Annotated in this window: 26 protein-coding genes and 1 riboswitch; of the genes, 6 read left to right on the forward strand and 20 right to left on the reverse strand. The window is 28.9% G+C overall.

Annotated elements, in window-relative coordinates; genetic code table 11:
• Positions 1-3 precede the first annotated feature (3 nt).
• Complete coding sequence (locus tag M6G78_RS07935) at positions 4-618, reverse strand: ECF transporter S component (RefSeq protein WP_243112251.1); 615 nt, start codon at positions 616-618, stop codon at positions 4-6.
• Positions 619-690: 72 nt separating this feature from the next.
• A riboswitch (FMN riboswitch) is annotated at positions 691-802 on the reverse strand.
• 194 nt (positions 803-996) lie between these two features.
• Here M6G78_RS07935 and M6G78_RS07940 point away from each other — a divergent pair.
• The gene (locus tag M6G78_RS07940) at positions 997-1,248 is read left to right on the forward strand and encodes a kinase to dihydroxyacetone kinase (protein ID WP_138269627.1); all 252 of its coding nucleotides are present in this window, start codon (positions 997-999) and stop codon (positions 1,246-1,248) included.
• 465 nt (positions 1,249-1,713) lie between these two features.
• Here the strand turns inward: M6G78_RS07940 and eno are convergent, their stop codons facing one another.
• From eno to M6G78_RS07965, 5 genes are all read right to left on the reverse strand, one after another.
• On the reverse strand, positions 1,714-3,021 hold the full coding sequence (gene eno / locus M6G78_RS07945; RefSeq protein ID WP_371922836.1) for a phosphopyruvate hydratase: 1,308 nt from the start codon (positions 3,019-3,021) through the stop codon (positions 1,714-1,716).
• Between the two features lie 121 nt (positions 3,022-3,142).
• A complete protein-coding gene (locus M6G78_RS07950; RefSeq protein ID WP_253230097.1) occupies positions 3,143-3,457 on the reverse strand; it encodes a helix-turn-helix domain-containing protein in 315 nt (104 codons plus the stop codon).
• A gap of 69 nt (positions 3,458-3,526) precedes the next feature.
• Entirely contained in the window at positions 3,527-3,718 is a 192-nt protein-coding gene (locus tag M6G78_RS07955; protein ID WP_253230098.1) for a helix-turn-helix transcriptional regulator, read from the reverse strand.
• Positions 3,719-3,835: 117 nt separating this feature from the next.
• The gene (locus tag M6G78_RS07960; RefSeq protein ID WP_253230099.1) at positions 3,836-4,078 is read right to left on the reverse strand and encodes a helix-turn-helix transcriptional regulator; all 243 of its coding nucleotides are present in this window, start codon (positions 4,076-4,078) and stop codon (positions 3,836-3,838) included.
• A gap of 101 nt (positions 4,079-4,179) precedes the next feature.
• Positions 4,180-4,422 (reverse strand): helix-turn-helix domain-containing protein, encoded by a 243-nt coding sequence (locus M6G78_RS07965; RefSeq protein ID WP_138269582.1) that lies wholly within the window; start codon positions 4,420-4,422, stop codon positions 4,180-4,182.
• 98 nt (positions 4,423-4,520) lie between these two features.
• Between M6G78_RS07965 and M6G78_RS07970 the strand changes: the two genes are divergently transcribed.
• Positions 4,521-4,991: an SLOG family protein gene (locus M6G78_RS07970; protein ID WP_138269583.1), complete on the forward strand. Its 471-nt coding sequence runs from the start codon at positions 4,521-4,523 to the stop codon at positions 4,989-4,991.
• Positions 4,992-5,050: 59 nt separating this feature from the next.
• On the opposite strand, the gene gpmI is transcribed toward M6G78_RS07970, so the two are convergent.
• From gpmI to M6G78_RS08005, 7 genes are all read right to left on the reverse strand, one after another.
• Complete coding sequence (gene gpmI, locus M6G78_RS07975) at positions 5,051-6,565, reverse strand: 2,3-bisphosphoglycerate-independent phosphoglycerate mutase (protein WP_138269584.1); 1,515 nt, start codon at positions 6,563-6,565, stop codon at positions 5,051-5,053.
• A gap of 12 nt (positions 6,566-6,577) precedes the next feature.
• The gene (tpiA, locus tag M6G78_RS07980; protein WP_138269585.1) at positions 6,578-7,333 is read right to left on the reverse strand and encodes a triose-phosphate isomerase; all 756 of its coding nucleotides are present in this window, start codon (positions 7,331-7,333) and stop codon (positions 6,578-6,580) included.
• A gap of 33 nt (positions 7,334-7,366) precedes the next feature.
• Entirely contained in the window at positions 7,367-8,572 is a 1,206-nt protein-coding gene (gene pgk, locus M6G78_RS07985; protein ID WP_138269586.1) for a phosphoglycerate kinase, read from the reverse strand.
• A 103-nt stretch (positions 8,573-8,675) separates the two neighbouring features.
• The gene (gap, locus tag M6G78_RS07990) at positions 8,676-9,689 is read right to left on the reverse strand and encodes a type I glyceraldehyde-3-phosphate dehydrogenase (protein WP_138269587.1); all 1,014 of its coding nucleotides are present in this window, start codon (positions 9,687-9,689) and stop codon (positions 8,676-8,678) included.
• Positions 9,690-10,034: 345 nt separating this feature from the next.
• On the reverse strand, positions 10,035-10,412 hold the full coding sequence (locus tag M6G78_RS07995; protein ID WP_347559334.1) for a GNAT family N-acetyltransferase: 378 nt from the start codon (positions 10,410-10,412) through the stop codon (positions 10,035-10,037).
• 192 nt (positions 10,413-10,604) lie between these two features.
• Positions 10,605-11,693, reverse strand: coding sequence for a 3-phosphoserine/phosphohydroxythreonine transaminase (gene serC, locus M6G78_RS08000; RefSeq protein WP_253230100.1), 1,089 nt, complete (start codon positions 11,691-11,693; stop codon positions 10,605-10,607).
• Between the two features lie 42 nt (positions 11,694-11,735).
• Positions 11,736-12,971 carry a DUF1015 domain-containing protein gene (locus M6G78_RS08005; RefSeq protein ID WP_138269589.1) on the reverse strand — a complete coding sequence of 412 codons (1,236 nt, stop codon included), beginning with the start codon at positions 12,969-12,971 and terminating at the stop codon, positions 11,736-11,738.
• A 225-nt stretch (positions 12,972-13,196) separates the two neighbouring features.
• On the opposite strand from M6G78_RS08005, the gene M6G78_RS08010 reads away from it, so the two are divergent.
• Both M6G78_RS08010 and M6G78_RS08015 read left to right on the forward strand, forming a co-directional pair.
• Positions 13,197-13,955 (forward strand): IspD/TarI family cytidylyltransferase, encoded by a 759-nt coding sequence (locus M6G78_RS08010; RefSeq protein WP_138269590.1) that lies wholly within the window; start codon positions 13,197-13,199, stop codon positions 13,953-13,955.
• 74 nt (positions 13,956-14,029) lie between these two features.
• On the forward strand, positions 14,030-15,925 hold the full coding sequence (locus M6G78_RS08015; protein WP_253230101.1) for a phosphorylcholine transferase LicD: 1,896 nt from the start codon (positions 14,030-14,032) through the stop codon (positions 15,923-15,925).
• A gap of 27 nt (positions 15,926-15,952) precedes the next feature.
• Here the strand turns inward: M6G78_RS08015 and M6G78_RS08020 are convergent, their stop codons facing one another.
• Genes M6G78_RS08020 through M6G78_RS08030 form a run of 3 tightly spaced genes read right to left on the reverse strand, consistent with a single transcriptional unit; the run spans position 15,953 to position 17,836 of the window.
• The gene (locus M6G78_RS08020; RefSeq protein ID WP_253230102.1) at positions 15,953-16,777 is read right to left on the reverse strand and encodes a hypothetical protein; all 825 of its coding nucleotides are present in this window, start codon (positions 16,775-16,777) and stop codon (positions 15,953-15,955) included.
• Entirely contained in the window at positions 16,771-17,469 is a 699-nt protein-coding gene (locus M6G78_RS08025) for an ABC transporter ATP-binding protein (protein WP_253230103.1), read from the reverse strand. The genes M6G78_RS08020 and M6G78_RS08025 overlap by 7 nt, the downstream gene beginning before the upstream one ends.
• A complete protein-coding gene (locus M6G78_RS08030; protein ID WP_253230104.1) occupies positions 17,462-17,836 on the reverse strand; it encodes a GntR family transcriptional regulator in 375 nt (124 codons plus the stop codon). The genes M6G78_RS08025 and M6G78_RS08030 overlap by 8 nt, the downstream gene beginning before the upstream one ends.
• A gap of 195 nt (positions 17,837-18,031) precedes the next feature.
• On the opposite strand from M6G78_RS08030, the gene M6G78_RS08035 reads away from it, so the two are divergent.
• Together M6G78_RS08035 and M6G78_RS08040 are read left to right on the forward strand one after the other, a co-directional pair.
• Positions 18,032-19,396 carry a leucine-rich repeat domain-containing protein gene (locus M6G78_RS08035; protein WP_138268303.1) on the forward strand — a complete coding sequence of 455 codons (1,365 nt, stop codon included), beginning with the start codon at positions 18,032-18,034 and terminating at the stop codon, positions 19,394-19,396.
• 147 nt (positions 19,397-19,543) lie between these two features.
• Positions 19,544-19,720, forward strand: a complete 177-nt coding sequence (locus M6G78_RS08040; RefSeq protein ID WP_171020559.1) for a hypothetical protein — start codon at positions 19,544-19,546, stop codon at positions 19,718-19,720.
• Positions 19,721-19,756: 36 nt separating this feature from the next.
• Here M6G78_RS08040 and M6G78_RS08045 read toward each other — a convergent pair whose 3' ends face one another.
• From M6G78_RS08045 to argJ, 4 genes are all read right to left on the reverse strand, one after another.
• Positions 19,757-20,293: a cell division protein ZapA gene (locus tag M6G78_RS08045; RefSeq protein WP_138268304.1), complete on the reverse strand. Its 537-nt coding sequence runs from the start codon at positions 20,291-20,293 to the stop codon at positions 19,757-19,759.
• Positions 20,294-20,440: 147 nt separating this feature from the next.
• Positions 20,441-21,622, reverse strand: a complete 1,182-nt coding sequence (locus tag M6G78_RS08050; RefSeq protein WP_253230105.1) for an aspartate aminotransferase family protein — start codon at positions 21,620-21,622, stop codon at positions 20,441-20,443.
• 6 nt (positions 21,623-21,628) lie between these two features.
• The gene (gene argB, locus M6G78_RS08055) at positions 21,629-22,483 is read right to left on the reverse strand and encodes an acetylglutamate kinase (protein WP_138268306.1); all 855 of its coding nucleotides are present in this window, start codon (positions 22,481-22,483) and stop codon (positions 21,629-21,631) included.
• Complete coding sequence (gene argJ / locus M6G78_RS08060) at positions 22,483-23,703, reverse strand: bifunctional ornithine acetyltransferase/N-acetylglutamate synthase (RefSeq protein ID WP_138268307.1); 1,221 nt, start codon at positions 23,701-23,703, stop codon at positions 22,483-22,485. The genes argB and argJ overlap by 1 nt, the downstream gene beginning before the upstream one ends.
• Between the last annotated feature and the right edge of the window lie 36 nt (positions 23,704-23,739).

The raw sequence follows: 23,739 nt of genomic DNA on the forward strand, positions 1-23,739 counted from the left end.
TTTTTACTTTTCTCCTTTTAATATAGGACTTACCCCTTTATAAATAAGCATAGCAAATAATGAAATAATCAGACCTTTAATAATATTTGCAGGAATTGCACTAAATAAAATTACTTCAAATTTAGTCTGAATGAAAGGTATTATTTCTCCAAAAGAAGCAATAACCTGATCAATTGGCATAAATGCACTATACATAGGAAGTAAAACAAAATAATTAAGTAATCCTGCAACTACTCCCATTACTACACTTGCAATAATACAAGCAATTAAAGCAGTTTTCTTTGTTTTATTTCTTTTGTAAATTAATCCTGCAGTAAAAACAAAAGAAGCACCCATTGCAAAATTTGCAAGTTCCCCTATTCCGGCTGTTTGTGTTGAAAATACTTGAAGTCCGTTTTTAATTAGTTCAATTACAACACCAGCCATAGGTCCAAAAGCAAATGCACCGATTAATGCAGGAAGGTCAGATAAATCCATTCTTGCAAAAGATGGTGATAAAAGCATTGGTACTTCTAAAAATGCGAGTAAGAATGATACAGCAGCTAACATAGCCGTACATACCATTACCCTTGTACTGATTTTTGAGTTTGTTGTTTGATTTGTTGTTAAGTTTTCCATTATTCTCCTTATTATAGATATGAGGTGAATTTAAAAAATGCCTGTTATACTAAAATAACAGGGCATTAATTATCATATCTTCTTTCATCCGGACTATACCGTCGGTTATGGAATCACACCATATCAGCTTTCGCTCCCAGACTTTACTGGCGGTCAGGAATTACACCTTGCCCTGAAGATAAATTCTTCAATATTCAATTTTCTATAAAAATTTATTTATAAGAATAATTGGAGGATTACACCAATAAATAAATTCATTACTAAATAAGTATAACTCTTTTTTAGATTATTGTAAATATAAAATTTATATTATATAATCAAAATATAAAATAGGACTAAACAAATTATAAAAGCCCTTAAATAAAAGGAGGAAAATTTATGATAGAATTCAAATTTGATACACAGCTTCTTATTGCCGGAGAAAATTTAGACGAAGATGAAATCCATGATTATATAACAAATAACTTTAAAGGAGACTGTCTGCTTGCAGTCGGAGATGAAAAATTAATAAAAATACACTTTCATACAAATGAACCATGGGATGTATTAAAATATTGCAACTCTCTTGGCGACATACACGACATAGTAGTAGAAAATATGCAAAGACAAGCCGATGGTTTAAAAGGATAGAAGAATACGCTAAGCGTATTCTTTTTTCATATTAAGTTCATTTTATTTTTTATTTTTACCACTTATTTTTTAGATACAATATAATCAAATATTCACATTTTAACAAACTTATTTCACACTTACCCTTTATAATAAGTTTCACAAAAGTATTTAAGAAGTTATATTATAGCAATATACCATAACTAATTTTATAATAAAGGACCCTATAACTAATAATGCTCTAAATATAAATACTTTTTTAGATATTTGTTTTTTATTAAATCTCCTCTCAGTGTTTCAAATATACATTTTTATATCTTAAAAGATATAATTGGGAAGAATTAATTAATTTACCAAAACCTAGGTAAAACCATCCTAAAATTCATTTTGGGAAATATATGCAAGTAAAATATTTTGTATCAACCTACAAGAACTATAATATAACCCTATTTAGAGAAGTAAAAAAAGCAGTTACAACTGCTTTTTTTATTTTAATCTTATATTAGTAAAAACATCCTTACCGATATATCTTGCCTTATCCTTTAGCTCTTCTTCAATTCTTAAAAGTCTGTTATATTTAGCAACTCTTTCACTTCTGCAAGGTGCTCCTGTTTTTATTTGTCCTGCGTTAAAACCAACAGCCAAATCAGCAATAAAAGTATCTTCCGTTTCACCTGACCTATGAGATACAACCGTTGTATAATTATTTTTTCTTGCTAAATTCATAGTGTCTAACGTTTCGCTTAATGTTCCTATTTGATTTAATTTTATTAATATAGAGTTTGCAACCCCCATATCAATACCTTTTTTAAGTCTTTCTTTATTGGTTACAAACAAATCATCTCCAACAAGCTGAATGCTGTTATTAAGTCTTTCACTTAAGAATTTCCAGCTTTCAAAATCATCTTCCGATATACCGTCTTCAATAGATATGATAGGATATTTACTGGTAAGTTTTTCATAATATGCTATCATCTCGCCGTATTTTCGTTCTTTTATTTCATAAAAATACGAATCAATCTTTTTATCATAAAGCTCACTGCTTGCCATATCAAGAGCTATATATACATCATCTCCCGGTTTATATCCTGCATTTTCAATAGCTTTCATTATAAGCATAATAGCCTCTTCCGCACTATCTACATCAGGGGCAAATCCTCCTTCATCACCAACGGAAACACTCATCATCTTTTCAATTAAAATATCTCTTAATTTGTGATAGATTTCACTGCCCATTCTTAAAGCATCTTTAAAAGTATCTGTACTATGAGGAAGTATCATAAATTCTTGAACATCTAAATTGTTATTTGCGTGTTTTCCACCGTTTAAAATATTCATCATAGGAACCGGAAGTAATGTCGCATCATTATTAGATAACTGCCCTATATAACTATATAAAGGAAGTTTTAAAGATTTGCTTACGGCATCGGCACAAGCAAGAGAAACGCCTAAAATTGCATTTGCACCAATATTTCCTTTATTCTTACTACCATCTATTTTACATAATGCAGCGTCAATATCATCTTGATAAGCAGCATTCATTCCTATTAAATGAGCTTTAATATAATGATTTACATTTTCTACCGCTTTTAATACTCCGTTGCCTACATATCTATTTTCATCTTTATCTCTAAGCTCAACAGCCTCAAACTCACCCGTTGAAGCACCTGATGGAACAGCAGCCCTGCCAATAGAACCATCTTCAAGAACTACATCAACTTCAACGGTAGGATTAGACCTTGAATCCAAAATCTCTCTGGCATAAATATCATTAATTTTTGTATTTTCCAAAATATTTACTCCTCCTTTTTGTAAATATTTTTCTCTTTAAAATGAAATTTATACCATAAAATTTATATTATTAGACTCAAGAAATTAAAAAAATAACCACAATTTTGCGGTTATTTTTTTAATTTTATACATTATTATTTAATCTTTTACATATATCTAAGATTATTTTTAAATCATCTTCATTCATAATTAATAAGTTTTTACTAATCTCATTATACAAAATAGGCTCTTTAACATCTTCATTAAAAAAAAGTTTTGGAGTAACCTCTAAATAATCACAAATATATAAAAATTCTGTCATAGAAGGTAATGTTCTACCAGAAGCAATACTTTGAATATATCCTTTACTATGCCCTAAATCAGTACTCATTTTATATTCTGATACATTTTTCTTAATTCGTAATTCTGTTATTCTTTTTGCAATAAAATTTTTTTCCACAAAAACCTCAACAATTATTTTTTATTTATTTCTATGTTTATAAGATATATATTTTTTAATTAAAATTTTTCATATATCAAAAAAATCTTTAAAACTTATTTCTAAAATATCACAAATCTTTTTTACAGTTAATATCTTATAATTATAATCTTTTGAGAATGCAATTTTTTTTATAGTTTTAATAGATATACCTGATAATTTTTCTAATTCTTCTATACTCATTTCTTTATTTTCTAATATCCTTAATAAATTGTTACTCATTTCTATCCTCCATAATATTATTCATATTACAAAACTCATTATATCAAAAACAATCCATTAAATATTAGATTAAATCCGTTATTTAAAATTATATATCGCTTTAAAAACGATACATAATTACTTCAATTCCTGCTCTAAACTATTAAACTCTTTTGTATCAAAAAATTGTGCTAAAGTTATATCGAGTCCATCACATATCATTTTTATTGTAATAATTGTAGGATTTTTACTTCTTCCATACAAAATACTTTTTAATGATGACGGAGGAATTGCACTTATATTTGCCAATTTATTTACTGATATATTTCTTTCATCACATAATTGTAATATTCTAAATTTAACGGCTTCTACTGTATTCATATAAACCTCCAATCTATATGAATAGAATATATAAATAACATATCGAAAATAGGCGATATATAGTACTATAGCTATATATCGCCTATTCATATTTATAAAATCTATTTTATTTCTTGTTCTAATTGATTAAACTCTGGAGAATTAAAAAATTCACCTAGTGTAATTCCTAAACCGTCACATATTATTTTTAAAGTTATAATTTTAGGATTTTTACTTCTTCCATATAATATTCCCTTTAAAGTCGAAGGTGGTAATGCAGACAGATTAGCTAATTTATTTATTGATATATTTTTTTGATTACATAATTGTAATATTCGTATTCTTATAGCCTCTATAGTATCCATTGAAATTCCTCCATATAAAAAGGATATAAAAAAACACTAGAAATTATAGGCGATATGTGATACTATTAGGCTATATATAGCCTATAAGGAGAATTTATATGAAATCAAAAACCTGTTGTTTTAGCGGACATAGAAATATCCCCGCTGATAAAGAAGAAGAAATAAGAATAAAATTAATTGAAGAATTAGAAAAACTTATAAATAAAGGATATTGTTTTTTCGCTGTGGGAGGTGCTTTAGGATTTGATACAATGGCAGCAATAGAAGTTTTAAATTTAAGAAGAAAATACCCTCATATTAAATTAATAATGGTTCTGCCTTGTAAAGACCAATCAAAATACTGGAATAAAGCAGATAAAAATATATATGAATTTATAAAAAAGCAAAGTGATAAAATTGTATATACATCACAGTATTACAAAGATAAAAGTTGTATTTTGGATAGAAACAGACTTTTAATTGATAATAGCAGTGTATGCATTACCTATAAAACAAAAAATACAGGAGGGACTTCTTATACAATAAATTATGCAAAAGAAAAAAATATTAAAATTATAAATTTAGCTTAAATACATAAAAGCAATAAAAAAAGAGGCAAAGCCTCTTTTTTTTATTTTATCTTATTCTCTTATTTTTCAACAAAAGATTTACCTGTCATTTCTTCAGGTTGTTTAATATCCATTAAGTCAAGTACTGTTGGAGCAACATCGCATAAAGCTGCTTCTTCGCTTACGCCTTTGATTAATTTGCTTTCAACAATACATCTTACTTTATTTGTTGTATGAGCTGTGAATGGTTTTCCGTCTTCAAACATTAATTCAGCATTACCATGGTCAGCAGTTATAATAACGCTGTAATCATTGTTTCTTGCAGCATCAGTAACTTCTCCAACGCATTTATCAACAGCTTCAACAGCAGCTACAGCCGCATCGAATATACCTGTATGACCAACCATGTCACAATTTGCAAAGTTTACTGCAATAAAATCGTAATCTTTATTGTTAATTAAATCAACAAGTTTATCTTTTACTTCGTATGCACTCATTTCAGGTTTTAAGTCATATGTTGCAACTTTTGGAGAAGCAACTAAAACTCTGTCTTCACCTTTATATTCTGTTTCAACACCACCGTTAAAGAAATATGTTACATGAGCATATTTTTCTGTTTCGGCAATTCTAAGTTGAGTGTATCCGTTATTACTTAAGTATTCACCTAAAGTATTTGTAATAACTTGTGGTTTAAATGCGATTAATACGTTTTTAAAGCTTGCATCATAATTTGTGAATGTAACAAAAGTTAAATTCAAATCTTCTTCTCTATCAAAGCCGTCAAAATCATCTTCAACTAAAGCTCTTGTGATTTGTCTTGCTCTGTCAGGTCTGAAGTTAAAGAAAATTACGCTGTCGTTTTTAGAAATTTTTGCATCTTCACAAACAATCGTAGGAAGAACGAATTCATCAGTAACATCATTATCATATGAATTTTGCATAGCTTCAGCAGCACTGTCGGCTTTTTCACCGATACCATATACTAAAGCATCATAAGCTTTTTTTGTTCTTTCCCATCTTTTGTCTCTATCCATTGCATAGTATCTTCCTGATACTACACCGATTTTACCTACACCGATTTCTTTGATTTTTTCTTCAAGTTCTTCAATGTAGCCTTTACCGCTTTTTGGAGGAGTATCTCTTCCGTCCATATAGCAATGAACATAAACTTTTTCTAAACCTTGTCTTTTAGCAAGTTCAAGTAAAGCATATAAATGTTCATTAGAAGAGTGAACACCGCCGTCAGAGACAAGCCCCATTAAATGAAGAGCTGAGCCGTTATCTTTTACATTTTGAACAGCTTTTAAAAATTCTTCATTTTCAAAGAAATCACCGTCTTTTATAGACTTTGTAATTCTTGTTAATTCTTGGTATACAATTCTTCCTGCACCTAAGTTTAAATGACCAACTTCACTGTTGCCCATTTGTCCGTCAGGAAGACCAACGCTTTCTCCGCTGCAATTTAATAATAAATGAGGATTGTTTTCCCATAATTTATCTAAATTTGGAGTGTTAGCGCTGTATACGGCATTTCCTTCATGACTAGCAGAATATCCGTATCCGTCTAAAATCATTAATAATACTTTATTACTCATTAATTCCACCTATTATAGTTCTTTGTAGTTTACAAGTGTAACAAAATCAGCTTTTAAGCTTGCTCCGCCAACTAAAGCACCGTCAATGTCACTCATAGACATTAAAGCTTTTACGTTACCTGCGTTAACACTTCCGCCGTAAAGAATTCTCATTGCTTCTGCAACTTCTTCACCAAGTAATTCTTTAACAAGACTTCTAATATATCCGCAAGCTTCGTTAGCTTGGTCATCAGTAGCTGTTTTACCTGTACCGATAGCCCAAACAGGTTCATAAGCAAGAATAATTTTCTTAGCATCTTCAGCTGAGATACCTTCAAGTAATTTTGTTGTTTGTTCTTTTAATACATCAAAAGCTTTTCCGCTTTCTCTTTCTTCCAATGTTTCGCCAACGCATGGGATTGGAATTAAGCCTTTTGCTAAAGCTTTCTTTGTTTTTTTGTTTACGCCTTCATCAGTTTCGTTGAAGTATTGTCTTCTTTCACTGTGACCTATGATTACATATTTACAACCGGCTTCAATAATCATATCAGCTGTTACTTCACCTGTGTAAGCACCGTTGTCTTCAAAATAAATATTTTGAGCACCGATACCAACATTAGTACCTTTTGTAGCTTCAACAGCAGCAGGAATTGTCATATAAGTTGGGCAAATTACAACTTCAGGATCTGCTACATTGATTTTATCTAAAAATTCATTAAAAAATTCTTTTGCTTCGGCAGCTGTTTTGTTCATTTTCCAGTTTCCGGCAATTACTGTTTTTCTTGACATTTTATATATTTCTCCTTTAATTACTAAAATTGTTTATTTGTCGTTTGCTGCAACAACACCAGGAAGGTCTTTACCTTCTAAGAATTCAAGGCTGGCACCGCCACCTGTTGAGATATGAGTCATTTTGTCACCAAAACCAAGTTGGTTAACAGCAGCAGCAGAGTCACCACCACCGATAATTGTTGTAGCGTCTGTATCAGCAAGAGCTTTAGCTACAGCCATTGTACCTTTTGCAAGAATTGGGTTTTCAAATACACCCATAGGTCCGTTCCAAACAACTGTTTTTGCAGATTTAACTTCATTTGCAAATAATTCAGCTGTTTTTGTTCCGATATCAAGTCCCATCATGTCAGCAGGGATTTTATTAGAATCAACTACTGTGATTTCAATTTCAGCATCGATTGGATCTGGGAAATCTTTTGTGATTGTTGTATCGATAGGAAGTAATAATTTTTTGCCAAGTTCTTCAGCTTTAGCCATCATTTCTTTACAGTAATCAATTTTAGAATCATCAACTAATGATGTACCAACTTCATATCCTTTAGCTTTAAGGAATGTATAAGCCATACCACCACCGATGATTAATGTATCACATTTTTCAAGTAAGTTGTTGATTACGTTTAATTTATCAGCAACTTTAGCACCACCTAAAATTGAAACAAATGGTCTTTCAGGATTGTTTACAGCATTACCTAAGAAGTCTATTTCTTTTTGCATTAAGTAACCAACTACAGCTGTGTCAACATATTCTGTTACACCAACGTTTGAGCAGTGAGCTCTATGAGCTGTACCGAAAGCATCGTTAACAAAAATATCACAAAGTGAAGCTAAGTCTTTGCTTAATGCTTCGCCGTTTTTTGTTTCTTCAGCTCTGTAACGTGTATTTTGAAGTAAAACAACATCTCCGTCGTTCATTTCAGCAACTGCTTTTTTAGCGTTTTCTCCTACTACATTGTCATCAGCTGCAAAAACAACTTCTTTACCTAATTTTTCAGATAATCTTTTTGCAACAGGTGCTAAAGATAATTCTGGTTTTGGTTCTCCTTTTGGTTTTCCTAAGTGAGAACATAAAATAACTTTACCACCGTCGTTCATTACTTTTTTAATTGTTGGAAGAGCAGCATTAATTCTGTTTTCGTCTGTGATTTCACCATCTTTTAAAGGTACGTTAAAGTCACATCTGATTAATACTCTTTTTCCTTTTACATTTATATCATCTACTGATTTTTTATTTAGCATCTAAGAGTGCTCCTTTCAATTTTTTGTAAATAAAAAGGTCCGGGCCAGTAATGATCCCGGACCCATTTTGGATCTTTGTAAGTTTTACTTTGTTTAGAATTAATTAAGCTAATTCTGAGAAGTATTTGATTGTTCTTACCATTTGGCTTGTGTAAGAGTTTTCGTTATCATACCAAGATACAACTTGAACTTGTGTATCACCGTTTTCCATTGGTGAAACCATTGTTTGTGTAGCATCGAATAAAGAACCATATCTCATACCTACGATATCGCTAGATACTAATTCTTCTTCTGTGTATCCGTAAGATTCTGTTTGAGCTGCTTTCATAGCTTCGTTGATTTGTTCAACTGTTACATTACCTTTAACAACAGCTACTAAGATTGTTGTAGAACCTGTAGGAGTTGGAACTCTTTGAGCAGAACCGATTAATTTACCGTTAAGTTCTGGAATAACTAAACCGATAGCTTTTGCAGCACCTGTTGAGTTAGGAACGATGTTAACTGCAGCTGCTCTAGATCTTCTTAAGTCACCTTTTCTTTGTGGTCCGTCAAGAGTCATTTGGTCACCTGTGTAAGCATGAATTGTGCTCATGATACCAGATTGGATTGGAGCTAAATCGTTTAATGCTTTAGCCATTGGAGCTAAACAGTTTGTTGTACAAGAAGCTGCAGAAATAACTGTATCTTCTGGTTTTAATGTTTCATGGTTTACATTGTAAACGATTGTTGGAAGGTCGTTTCCTGCAGGAGCAGAGATAACAACTTTTCTAGCACCAGCTTCGATGTGAGCTTCTGCTTTTGCTTTTGATGTATAGAAACCTGTACATTCAAGTACTACGTCTACACCGATTTCTCCCCAAGGAAGGTTTTTAGCGTCAGCTTCTGCATAAATTTTGATTTCTTTTCCATCGATAATGATAGAATCATCAGTTGCAGATACTTTGTCTGCTAATTCATATCTACCTTGAGATGAGTCATATTTTAATAAATGTGCTAACATCTTTGGAGAAGTTAAGTCGTTGATTGCAACAACTTCATAACCTTCAGCGCCAAACATTTGTCTGAATGCTAACCTCCCAATTCTACCAAATCCGTTAATAGCTACTTTTACTGCCATAATAAAATTCCTCCTAAATATTATAATTATTTATTATTTTTTCTTGAAGTTCCAAACAGAACTTCTAAATAGTAGCAAGTTTAAATTAGCCCCAATATTCGAGCATAAATTGAACTTTAAGAGTATTATATATAAAAAAATTACTAAAATCAATAATTTATATGAAAAATGAATCAACTTTTTTTTAAAATTTAAACAGTTTTGTTTATTTTTAGTTTTAGTATTAGTGTTATGCTATTTTCAAATTTTTTCAATAAAATTTTTTTATTTGACTACTTACTTTTATTTATGAAAATCTTATTTTTAATAATATTTACATAGATATTTTAATGTATACATCATATTTTATTTTTCAATTATAAAAGATTGTAAACTTTTTTTACATCCATTTTTCTCATAAAAATTTTGGGTCCCAGGTTTTGAACCGAAATATAACATTGTAGGTGTATGTTCTTTTGCAAGTTCTAAAAGTTTACTTCCTATCCCCTTCTTTTGATACTCTGGAAGTACAAGAAGGTCAGTTATTGTTCCAAAAAAGTATCCGTCTGTTAATATTCTTATGCATCCAATAAGTTTTTCTTCGTCATAAACAGTTATATTCATGGTTTTTGTTAAAGCATTTTTTGTTTCTAAAACATCATACTCACCTTTCCAAATTTGATTTACAAAGGAAATAAAATCTTTTACATTAATATCTTTATCATCTATTTTATAATTCATCATTTTTCATATCCTATCTAACTATTCATGATTTTATTAAACATTTATTTTAAATATATTTAATATATTAATAAAAACAATAACATTATTTTATACTTTATACATATATAATAAAATTATTACATAAATTATAATTTATTATTTAAAAAATTTAATATATAAAATAAAAAAGCGTCGGTAATCCGACGCTTTATATTAAGCATTTTCTTCTTCAAATTTTTTCATAAATTCAACTAATTTTTCAACACCTTCAATAGGCATAGCATTGTAAATTGAAGCTCTCATTCCGCCTACAGTTCTATGTCCTTTTAAGTTTACAAAGCCTGCTTTTGTAGCTTCTTCAACAAATTTTGCATCTAAGTCTTTGTCTCCAGTTACGAAAGGTACATTCATTAAAGAACGGTCTTCTTTTACAACTGTGCCTTTAAACATTTTGCTTTCATCAAGATAGTCATATAAGATTTTTGCTTTCTTTTCATTTAGTTCTTTCATTTTAGCAAGACCACCTTGTTTTTTAAGCCACTTAAATACTTTACCGCAAATGTAAATACCATATGCAGGTGGTGTATTAAATAGAGAATCGTTGTCAGAATGAGTTTTATATCTTAACATTGTCGGAACTTTTTCATCAATTTCATCATCTGATGGAATTAAGTCTTCTCTGATAATTACTATTACTACACCGGCAGGACCTACATTTTTTTGAACCCCACCGTAAATGATACCGTATTTTTCAACATCAACAGGTTCTGATAAGAAACAAGAAGATACGTCAGCAACCAATGTTTTTCCTTTTGTATTAGGTAATGTATGATATTTTGTACCGTAAATTGTATTATTTTCACAAATATATACATAATCTGCATCTTCATCAATATCTAAATCAGAGCAGTCAGGAATATAAGAATAAGTCTTATCTTCACTTGAAGCAACTGCTTTTGCATTTGTATATTTTTTAGCTTCGTTATAAGCTTTTTTTGCCCATTGTCCTGTTATTATGTAATCAGCAACACCATTTTTTGTAAGATTCATAGGAATCATTGCAAATTGTTGGCTTGCACCGCCTTGTAAGAATAGAACCTTATAATTGTCTGGAATATTCATTAATTCTCTTAAATCCTTTTCAGCTGTTTTAATAATGTCATCAAACCATTTTGAACGATGGCTCATTTCCATTACAGACATTCCGCTTCCATTGTAATTAAGCATTTCTGCCGCAGCTTCTTTTAATACTTCTTCAGGTAAAACAGCAGGACCTGCTGAAAAATTATATACTCTTCCCATTTTATAAAATCTCCTTTATCATTACTATATTATTATATTTGTTTAAATTTCATGAATAAATAATCCGCTTCTAAGTTTTGGTTCAAACCAAGTTGATTTTGGCGGCATAACCATGTTTGCATCTGCAACAGAGAATAAATCATCCATTGTTACAGGATACACTGCAAAAGCAACACCGTTAAAACTATCTGCTCTTTGTTCAAGTTCTTTTAATCCTCTTATTCCACCAACAAATTCTATGTTGTCACTTGTTCTTGGATCTTCTATATTAAGTACAGGTGCAAGAAGATTTTCTTGTAAAATATCTGCATCTAAACTTTTTACAGGATTTTCTTTGTCATAAGTTCCTTCTTTAGCTCTTAAAAGATACCACTTCTTATCAAGATACATTGAAAAATCATGTTTTTTATCAGGTTTTATTATATTTTCATCATTTGATACAATATCGAATTTTTCACTTACTTTATCTAAAAACTCTTCTTTGGAATAACCAGCTAAGTTTTTTACAACTCTGTTATAATCCATTATTTCAAGTTCATCACTATCAAATATTACAGCTAAGATATAGTTGTATTCTCTATCAACATTATCTCCTGCTTCTTCTCTTTTTCTTTTTCCTACTTCATATGAAGAAGCTGTTCTGTGATGACCGTCAGCTATATATAAATATTCAATTTTATTATAAAATTCTCTTACTTTTTCAACATCTTCATCTTTATCAACAACCCATAAAATATGACTTATTCCGTCTTCTGCTACAAAATCATATACAGGTTTATTGTTTTTTGTATATTCGGATATAAAATTATGTAAATCTTCGTTATGTCTGTGAGCGAAGAAAACAGGTTCTGTATGAGCCGAACAAGCCAAAAAGTTATTTATTCTATCAACTTCTTTTTCCGGTCTTGTAAACTCATGTTTCTTTATTATTCCCTTTTCATATTCGAAAGTGGAACAACATCCACAAATCCCCGTTTGAACTCTTCCGTTCATTATTTCTCTGTAGATGTAATAAACTTCTTTTTCCTCCCTGATTAAATAACCCTCATTCAAAAATTTATCATAATTTTCTTTTGCTTTTTCATAAACTTTTTCATCGTGTATATCTACACTGTCAGGTAAATCAATATCGGAGCGTACAATATGCAAGAAGGATTTTTCATCTTTACCCATTTCTCTTGCTTCATCTCTGTTCATTACGTCATAAGGTAGACAGGATACTTCTTTTGCATATTTTGCATCGGGTCTAACACCCTTAAATGGTTTTACTATTGCCATATTTTACCCCTCCTAAAATATTATTAAATTAAATAATATCATTACTTATATATAACTTCAAGAATTTTTAGAAAATTTTTTCATAAAAATAATGATTAATTTTCATTTTTATTCCATAATATAAATGTAAATCGTTTTATATCAATTTGACAAATATAATTGCTATTGATATAATTTAAAAATATTTAACATAATAAAAATAATAATAAAAATAGGAGAAAACAAATGAATATTGCAATCATGCCTGCCGCGGGCATTGGTTCAAGAATGGGAGAAGTTTGCAAAGAAATTCCAAAGCAATTTTTAAAAGTTTTTAAAAAACCAATTATGATATATACTTTAGAAGTATATGAAAAATGTAAAGATATTGATGCTATCATTGTAGTATGCCATAAAGACTGGATGGATTTCTTAAATAAAGAAATTTCAAAATCAGAATTAACAAAAATTAAAGCAGTTGTACCTGGAGGCGCTACCGGACAAGAATCAATTAATATAGGGATTCATGAGGCTGAAAAATTAATTACAAAGGATGATGATATAATCATTATTCAAGATGCTGTAAGAGCACTTGTAAGTACAGAATTAATTTCAAGAACCATAGATAGTGCAAAGAAATTTGGAGCAGCTGCAACAGCGGTTGAAAATTCATCTATATTATATAGATTGGATGAAAACAAGAAACCTTATGAATATATAGGAAAAGAAAAAATATTTTTAAGTCAAACACCTCAAGCTATTCAGTATAAAAAAATGATAGACACACATAAACTTGCAAAAGAAAAAGGAATTTTAGATACAAGTGCAACATGTCAGTTATTATTTGACTTAGGGGAAAAAATCCAATTTGTTCAAGGAGATCCTATGAACATTAAAATAACGGCAAAAGAAGATTTGAATTTTTTTAAAGAAGTAATAAGAGGAAGAATGGCAAAAGAATGGTTAAATAAAATGGATGAAGAAGATTATCTTCAAAATATATAAAAATTATATAATCAACAATCAAATGTAGCATCAAGTATCGATGTTACATTTATATTTTTAATCAGAGGAAAAAAATGGGTAATATAAATAATAAAGAATATTTAAAAACAAATAAAGATAAAGTTCTTAATGGACTTAAAATAATCCAATTTAATGCATTAAAAGAAATTGATAGAATATGTAAAAAATATAATATAACATATTCACTTTCAGGTGGAACATGCCTTGGAGCAATAAGAGATAAAGGAATTATACCTTGGGATGATGACATCGATATTGAAATGATGAGAGATCAATATGAAAAATTTATGGAAGTTGCACCAAAAGAATTAGATCCTAACACTTATTATATGCTTTCTTATGATATTGACAAAAATTACCACAGCACAACTCCAAAACTAATGATAAAAGGTACACAATTAAGAACAAGATTTTATATAAAAAGGAATTATGACAATCCAATTTGTGTCGATTTCTTTATATATGATTATGTACCAAATGATCCTAAAAAAAGGAAAAAGGTAACAACAAAAATATATAATTTACGAACATTAATGTTATTTAAATGGTTTGGAGTAACACCTAGAATACCAAAAAAATATGTTTCTTTCGTTAAACTAATATTAAAATTTATTCCTTTTAGACTTATACACTATTTACATGATAGTACTGTTAAGAAATATGGAAAAATTCCAAGTGATTGGATTTTAGAAACAGCAGTAGTAAATGGTAATTATGGTGGAATGCCTGTATCAGAAAGAAAAGAGCATATAGAAGTAGAATTTGAAAATCAAATGTTTCCTGTAATGAAAGGATATGATACTTATTTAAGAAGGTTTTTTGGAAACAGTTATATGAAATGGCTACCCCCTGAAAAAAGAGTTTCTCATCATAAATGGTCAGAAGCTAAATTTGGGAGATTTGTTGAAGAATACAATTTAGATATTCCTAAAGACTATGAAAAATATTTAATAATGAAACTTAATTCAGAAAGACTTGAACATGTAAAGAAGTTAAGTCTAGATATGTTAGATGAAATAAAAAGAATATGTGACAAAAATAATATAGATTATTTTATAACAGGTGATGATGCAATTGCAAAAGCTTATGGAATTGAAAATGAATATTCAAAATACTGGCGTAATGATATGTCTTTTGCTATGACACAAGAAAATTTTAAAAAATTTGATAAAGTTGTCAAATCAGAATTAGCCCCTAAATATTTTTACCAATCAAGAGAAACAGAAGATGATTATAAATTAATTTATCCTAAAATAAGATTAAATAATTCAATATTTAGAGATAATAAAACAGTACCTGCAGATATAAATACAGGATTATGGATAAATATAGTTATTCTTGCAAAAACTTCAAATAATGAAAATGAAAGAAAAAAACATTATAAAAAATTAAAAAAATTAAATTCATTAATAAAAAATAAATGGTTATATAAAAACTTAAGAATCTTAAAAATAAAATCTTTTAAAGGAATAATTTCAAGAATACTTTTAATACCTATTTCAATAAAATTACTTTATAAAAAACAAGAAAAACTAATTAACAAATATAATGATTCAAATAGTGAATATTATGTAGACATAAGTGGAAATGAAATCCATTCATATGGAATAAATAAAAAATTTTTTGAAGAAAAAAATGAATTAGAATTTCTTGGACATAAATACAATTTTCCATCTAATATTAATGAATACGTAAAACACATCATTAATAAAGATGAATTTATTGAAAAATTAAAAGATTTAAAGAAAAATAATAAAGAAAAATATAACGAAATTACTAAAGACTTATTACCCGAACATTTAGAAAAAATAAACAAGAGAGTTGTTATTTTTTCTCTTGGAATTTATGATCATCCTGATTATTTACTTTCTGCCATATTTGCAAAAAATGAAGAAATAGAATCTGCTACACTTGAAGATTTAGAACAACCTGAATATAGAAAATTTTAAAAGAAGAGTATTTTATACTCTTCTTTTTTACTCCAAATTCAATTTTCTTTCAAAGAAAAATTTAACAATAAAGAAATATATAATATTTAAAATTAACAAGAAAGCAATTAATCCTACAAATACCAAATGAGCCATAGCTATTGGAGATAATGTATTATTTAAAAAGTTATACAATGGACTTACAAATATTACTCCTAAAATAATTGTTAGAATTGTAGTTAATACAGATATTGCAATGTAAGACACAAACGATAATAAAATTTTATTTTTATTAAAACTGAAACCAACAGCCATAGCAGAATAAACAACCAAGATTTTATTTGAACATCCTAAAATAATAATAAGCAATAAATAAAACATTAATAACAATACTTTTGCTATATCACCTCCGTAAATCGTAAAGGCTCGTTTTATATTAATTACATCATTTATATCCAAACTTGCAAAATCAAAAATACTTGAAAACATGACTAAACAAAGTACCGAAATAATTATTGCAACACCGGTTAAAATAACCCATAAAGTACCAACAATGACTTTGCTTAAAATCTCTTTTCCAATATTGATTGGAAGAGTATGAGTAAGATAACCTTCATTAGATAAATCTGCCTTATAAAATCTAATTATACTTAAAACTGCTGCCAAGATTAATATTGCCATAATTCCTAACATATATACTGAACCGCTTACTGCCGAAAAGATATTATATATAATACTATCATGAAGTATATTATTAGTAGATATTCCAACTAAAACACCATTAAGTACAGATACACATATTAAAGCAATTATAGCCGGTATCATAATTCTTTTAGTTGCTTTAATTTCGTACTTTATTAATTTACTTAACATCTGAATTCCTCCCTAAACAATTTATCAATAGACATACCTTTTTCTTCTCTTATTTCATCAGCATCCCCGTTTAATACAATGCTACCGTTTTTTATAAATATTACTTGATCTAAAACTTTTTCAATATCAGAAATTAAATGAGTAGATATAATCACAGTTGAATCGTCAGAATAATTATTTATTATGGTTTTAAGAATATAATCTCTGCTTGCAGGATCAACACCCCCTATAGGTTCATCCAAAAGATATAATTTTGCCTTTCTGCTCATTACTAAAATAAGCTGAACTTTTTCTTTTGTTCCTTTAGACATATTCTTAAGTTTATCATTTGGAGAAATATTTAAGCTTTCTAACATTTGATATGCCTTTTTACTATCAAAATCTTCATAAAAATCACTAAAGAAATTGATAAGTTCTTTTGCATCCATCCACTCATTCAAATAACTTTTATCAGGTAAATATGAAACTATTTTTTTTGTTTCTATTCCCGGAGCTAAACCGTCAATATAAAGTTCTCCGCCAGATGGAACAAGAAGTTTATTCAAAAGTTTAATAAGAGTTGTTTTACCGCTTCCGTTAGGTCCTAACAATCCAACGATTTTTCCACTTTCAATGTTTAAATTTACATTATTAAGAGCAAACTTTCCGTCAAATTCTTTAAACAAGTTTTTTATTTCAATTAAGTTATTCATTTTCTTCCCCCTTCATTGATTCTTCCATAATTAAAGTTATTTCTTTTTCATCAAATCCAATTTCTTTCATCTTAATTAAAAAATCATCAACATATTCTTCAGCCAGCAATACTCTCCTCCTTTGAATAATCTCTTCGTCATCCGTTACAAATCTTCCGCTTGTTCTTGAAGAAAAAACTATATTATTTTTTTCAAGTTCACTAAAGGCCTTTTGCATTGTATTTGGATTAACATCAGCAACAGAGGCAAATTCACGAACCGAAGGAAGTTTATCCCCTGCTTTATATTTTCCTTTTAATATATCTCTTTCAATAAATGAGGCTATTTGTAAATATATTGGTCTATCATTTTCAAATTCCCATCCCATATTAATCCTGCCTTTCTTTTAATTTGTATTATTGTATTAATCAACTAATATAATAATACAATCATAACTTGCATTTGTCAATATAACTTTAAAATTTTAATTATTTTTTAATTTAAAACAAATATATAATTTTAAAAGTTTAAAAATGAATGTATTTATGATAGAATAATTAGCAATGGAAAAGAGGTTTAAATTATGAGAAATAAAAAAACATTAATACTTATTCTATTATTAACATTTTTTATAATACCAACATTTAATTATATAAATGCAGATATAGAAACAGAAACGGAAATAACTCAAAATCTTGCTAACACAATTCAAGGTAATCAAAATGGCTTTACTTATATGATAAAAGATTCAAAAGCTTATATTATTTCTTATACTACAAAGGAAGAAGAAATAAAAAATCTTACAATACCTGAAAAAATTAATAACTATCCTGTTATAGAAATCAGAGATAATGCATTTAAAAATACTTCAATAATCAATCTTACAATTCCAAGCAGCGTAGAAACTATAGGTGATTATGCTTTCTATAATTGTAATAAATTGGAATCTGTAACAATAAACGGATGCAAAAATATAAATGAATATGCCTTTGCAAACTGTATAAGTTTAAAAGATATTACTTTAGAAGAAGGAATTGAAAATATTGCAGAAAATGCATTTTTAAATTGTGGTATGAAAGAAGTATCTATTCCTGCATCAGTAAAAAAAATAGGCTCTAATGCTTTTACAAATTGTACTAATTTAAAAAGCTTTACAGTAGCAAAAGAAAATAAAAAATTTACGGCAGAAAATGGTGTATTATATTCAAAAAACATGAAAACTTTAATATCTTACCCAATAAGCAAAGAAGATGAAGGTTTCACAGTAAATGAAAAAACGACATCAATAAAAGAAAGTGCATTTTATTCTAATAAATATTTAAAAAACATCACACTTCCAAATAAACTTAAATCAATAGGTAAATATGCATTTTACAACACCAGAAGCCTAACAAACATAGAAATACCGGAAAATGTAGAAGAAATAAAAGAAGAAACATTTTTAGGAAGTGTAAGTTTAACAAGTGTAACATTTAAAGATGGGGTTATAACCATAGGCAGCAATGCTTTTAGAGAATGCGAAAATCTTACAACGGTTAAATTCCCTAACACACTCCAAAAATTAGAAGGCGGTGCATTTAAAAATTGTTCAAAACTAAATAACATTTCTTTCCCTGATTCTCTTCATACAATAGGTAAAGAAGTATTCAGAGGATGTTCAAGTTTAACAAAAGTAAGTCTTCCAATTTACGTAAACTATTTAAGAGATTATGTATTTGCTGATTGCTCTAATTTACAAGAAGTAACTTTAAATGAGGGAGTAACAAACATTAATCAAAAAGCTTTCAGCAACTGCCCAAAACTTACCAAAATAGAAGCAACATATAGTCTTTCAACAATAGATTCTACAGCATTTGATGGAAGTAAAAACATAAAAATATATGCACCTTATGGTTCTTATGCATTAACATTTGCAGAAGAAAATAAAATAAATAATGAATCAATATAGAAAAAGAAGAGATAAAACTCTTCTTTTTTTGTAATGATTTTGTAATGAAGTTTGTTAAAAATAATAATTATGTTTATTTACTTATCTATGTAATTATGTTATAGTATTCTATAATAAAACAAGCTGGAATTACAGGAGGGAAAAGAGTTGAAGTATATTGTTGAGCGAGATTTATTCATGAGTAAATTGCAAAATTATCTTAATGAAAAAGCTGAAGAAGGTTATACCCTTGTTGATGTATTTGTATCTGAGGAAGATATAAAAGACGGAAGAGAAAACAAATACCAAAGAGCCAGTAAAGTTACAGTTATAATGAGCAAATAAAAAAGATGCAAAACTGCATCTTTTTATTTTTATATTCTAGCTTGAATAATCCAAAATATTCTTTCTTGCTTTAACAAGCTCTATTTGATTTTCTAAAAGTTTATTTTGAAGTTCACTTATAGATCTTCTGTTAAGTTCTATCTCACTTCTCATTGAAGTAAATTTTTCCTTGTACTCTTCAAGCAGATCTTTTAACTCTTCGTTTTCTATTTCCATTTTTTCATATTTATATTGCATAGAAAGTCTTTTTGCTTCATTAGCTTCTGCTTCTTCAAGTGCAGACATTAACTTTTCTTTATAATCAGTCAGAATTTCATATTCCTCTTTATCTTTTCTAAGATCTTCAACTTCATCTTTAAGTTCGAAAAGTTCTTCACATAAATTTAAAGAAGACAAGACTGCAGCGGTATAAGGATTCATATAAGGATTATTTTTCTTAACTTGTCTGATTAATTCGTCAACAAAACCGGCAACTTTTTTTAATTGTTCTTCGTCATTATCTGTAATGATTGTATAATTTGACCCTAAAATATTAACGACCACTCTGTTTTTTGCTGTACTCTTTTCTTCCATATGTATCACCCATTCTTTTATAAAATATAAAATATCAATATATAAATATATAATACCACAAACTTTACATTAAAAAAAAGAAAAAATTAGAAAAATACATAATTTTTTCTTTTTTTTATACTAATACGAAATATTTTACAAAATATGTTATATTTCTTGTAAAATACTGTCTAAGATTGTAATACCTTCGTCTATTTCATCCTTTGAAATAATCAATGGAGGCACAAATCTTATAATGTTTTGTCCCGAATTTAAAAGTAAAAGTCCTTTATCAATAGCCTTATTAATAATGTCAGAAACAGGGAATTCAAATTCCATTCCAAGCATTAAACCAATACCTCTTACATCATTAATAAAATCATATTTTTCTTTTAACTGTTCAAGTTTAGATTTTAAATAAATTCCTTGTTCTTTTACGTTATCTAAAATATTTTCATTTATTATCTTATTTAAAACATATTTACTTGCAGTAGAAGCAAGTGCATTTCCTCCAAAAGTTGAAGCATGGTTTCCAGGTTCAAAACCTTTTGCCTTTTCTTCTTTAACAAGAATTGCACCTATTGGGAAACCTCCTCCTAAACCTTTTGCCATGCAAACTACATCAGGAACAACATCAAAATATTCATATGCAAATAAATATCCGCTTCTTCCTATACCACATTGAACTTCATCAAATATTAATAATATATCAAGTTTATCACATAAAGCTCTTACCTTTTGCAAAAATTCTTTACTTGCAGGTCTTATACCGCCTTCTCCCTGAACAGGTTCTATTATAATTCCACAAGCGCCACTTCTTGCTTCTTTTTCAATTGCTTCGAAATCCATAAAAGGAACATGGACAACATCAGGTAAAATAGGACCAAGACCTTTTTGATATTTAAGTTGTCCTGTAGCTGTTATAGAACCGAAAGTTCTTCCATGAAAAGAATTATTCATAGCAATAATTTTTGTTTCTTTATTTCTAAATTTATATGCATATAATCTTGATAATTTTAAAGCTGCTTCAGTTGCTTCAGCTCCTGAATTACAAAAGAAAACTCTGTCTAATGCACTATTATCAACCAAAGTTTTTGCAGCCTCTACATTCGCTTTAGTATAATATAAATTTGATACATGATATAACTTATGCATTTGTTCTTCTAATGCTTTATTTAAACCTTCATCATTGTATCCCAAATCATTTACAGCAATACCTGCTACAAAATCTAAATATTTTTTTCCGTTTTCATCATATAGATACACACCTTCTCCTTTTTCAAAAACTAAAGGAAATCTTGAGTATGTATGCATTAATACTTTTTCACCTGTTTTAACTATATCTTCCATTGCTGCCTACTCCTTTATCATAGTTCCTATTCCACAGTTTGTAAATAATTCTATTAATAAACTATGTTCAACTCTTCCGTCAATGATATGAACACCACTTACTCCGTTTTCAACACTTTCTTTTGCGCCTCTAATCTTTGGAATCATTCCCCCATTAATTGTACCATCATCAATTAAACCTTGAATTTCATCTATATTAATTTGTTTAATTAGATTTTTTTCTTTGTCCATAACTCCTTCAATATCAGACATGAAAAGAAGTTTTTTTGCATGAAGAGCGCTTGCAACATGGCAAGCAACATAATCAGCATTAATATTATAGCTTTGTCCTGTTTCGTCAACACCAATAGGTGCAATAATAGGGATAAAATCATCATCCAAAAGTTTTGCAATAAGCATTGGATTTACACCTTTAATTTTTCCAACAAAACCTATATCATCTCCACCAGGAGTATGTTTTTCAACTTCTAAAAGTTTTCCGTCCTGCCCTGTAATACCAATTGCATTCATTCCCTGTTTTGTAAATAGAGAAACTAAATCTTTATTTACTCCACCTGCAAGAACCATTTGAACAATATTCATTGTATCGCTGTCTGTAAATCTAAGTCCATTTACAAATTTATGTTCTTTTCCTACTCTATCAAGCATTTTATTTATATCTTTACCGCCACCATGAACAATTACAGGTAAAATACCAACTAATTTCATTAGAGCAATATCATTTATTACACTTTGCTCCATTTTTTTATCTACTAAAGCAGCTCCGCCATATTTAATAACTACTATTTGTCCGTTAAATTCTTTTATATAAGGAAGAGCTTCTATTAATACACTGGCTTGTTTAAAATATTTATCATCCATTAGCTTCTATACTCTCCATTTATTTTTACATATTCATAACTTAAATCGCATCCCCATGCTGTTGCATTTTCTTCTCCACAGTTCATGTTTATATCAATTTCCACTTCAACCTGCTGTAAAATTTCAAGAGCTTTATCTTCATCAAATTCAAGAGCTATTCCGTCTTTATATAACTCAATTTCACCCTTAACACTTTTAAATGAAAGTGTAACTATTGCAGGATCAAAATCAACTCCTGAATATCCTGCCGCACATAAAACCCTTCCCCAGTTTGCATCTTCGCCAAAGAATGCTGTCTTAACCAAAGAAGAACCTATAATACTCTTTGCAATTTTTTTAGCATCATCTTTTGTCTTTGCATTTAATACATTTACGGCTAAGAATTTTGTAGCACCTTCTCCGTCTTTTACAATTTGAGTTGCAAGGTGTTTGCAAACAAACATTAAGGCATCTTTGAATACATTATAATCTTTATGGTCTTTAGTAAGAACTTCATTACCTGCCATACCGTTTGCAAAAGCAATTACACTGTCGTTTGTAGAGGTATCTCCATCAACAGAAATCATATTATAAGTATCATCTGCAATTTCTTTTAGTAAATCTTTAAAAGTTTTGTCATCAATATTTACATCTGTTGTAATGAATGAAAGCATTGTAGCCATATTAGGATGAATCATTCCTGAACCTTTTGCAATACCGCCTATTCTTACTTTTTTATCATCTATTATAATTTCAACTGATTTATCTTTTATAAAAGTATCGGTTGTAAGAATACCTTCAGCACAATTTACACCTGAAACAATGTCATCGTCAAGAGCAAGAGAAACTTCCCTTATTCCGTTTATTATTTTATCCATAGGAAGCTGTACCCCTATAACACCTGTTGAATTAACATAAACATCATCAGGCTTTAAAGCAAGACATCTTGCTGTTTCTGCTGCCATTTCATCTGTGTTTTTTAATCCTTGTTCGCCTGTGCATGCATTTGCATTACCGCTATTTACTATAATAGCTCTTGCTTTTAAACCTTTTTCATATAAAGCCATATTATGTAACACACTGCTTGCTTTTACTTTATTTGTTGTAAATACTGCTGCAACATTACAAGGTTTTTCAGAATAAATAAGTGACATATCCTTTCTTTTTCTTTTTAGTCCTGTTGACTTTCCTGATGCATAAAAACCTTTTGGTGCAACAACACAACCTTTTACTATCTTCATCTATCAAAACTCCTTAATAACTAAAATAAAATATAT

The organism is Anaerofustis sp. NSJ-163 (genome assembly GCF_024135845.1).
Lineage (GTDB): Bacteria > Bacillota > Clostridia > Eubacteriales > Anaerofustaceae > Anaerofustis > Anaerofustis butyriciformans.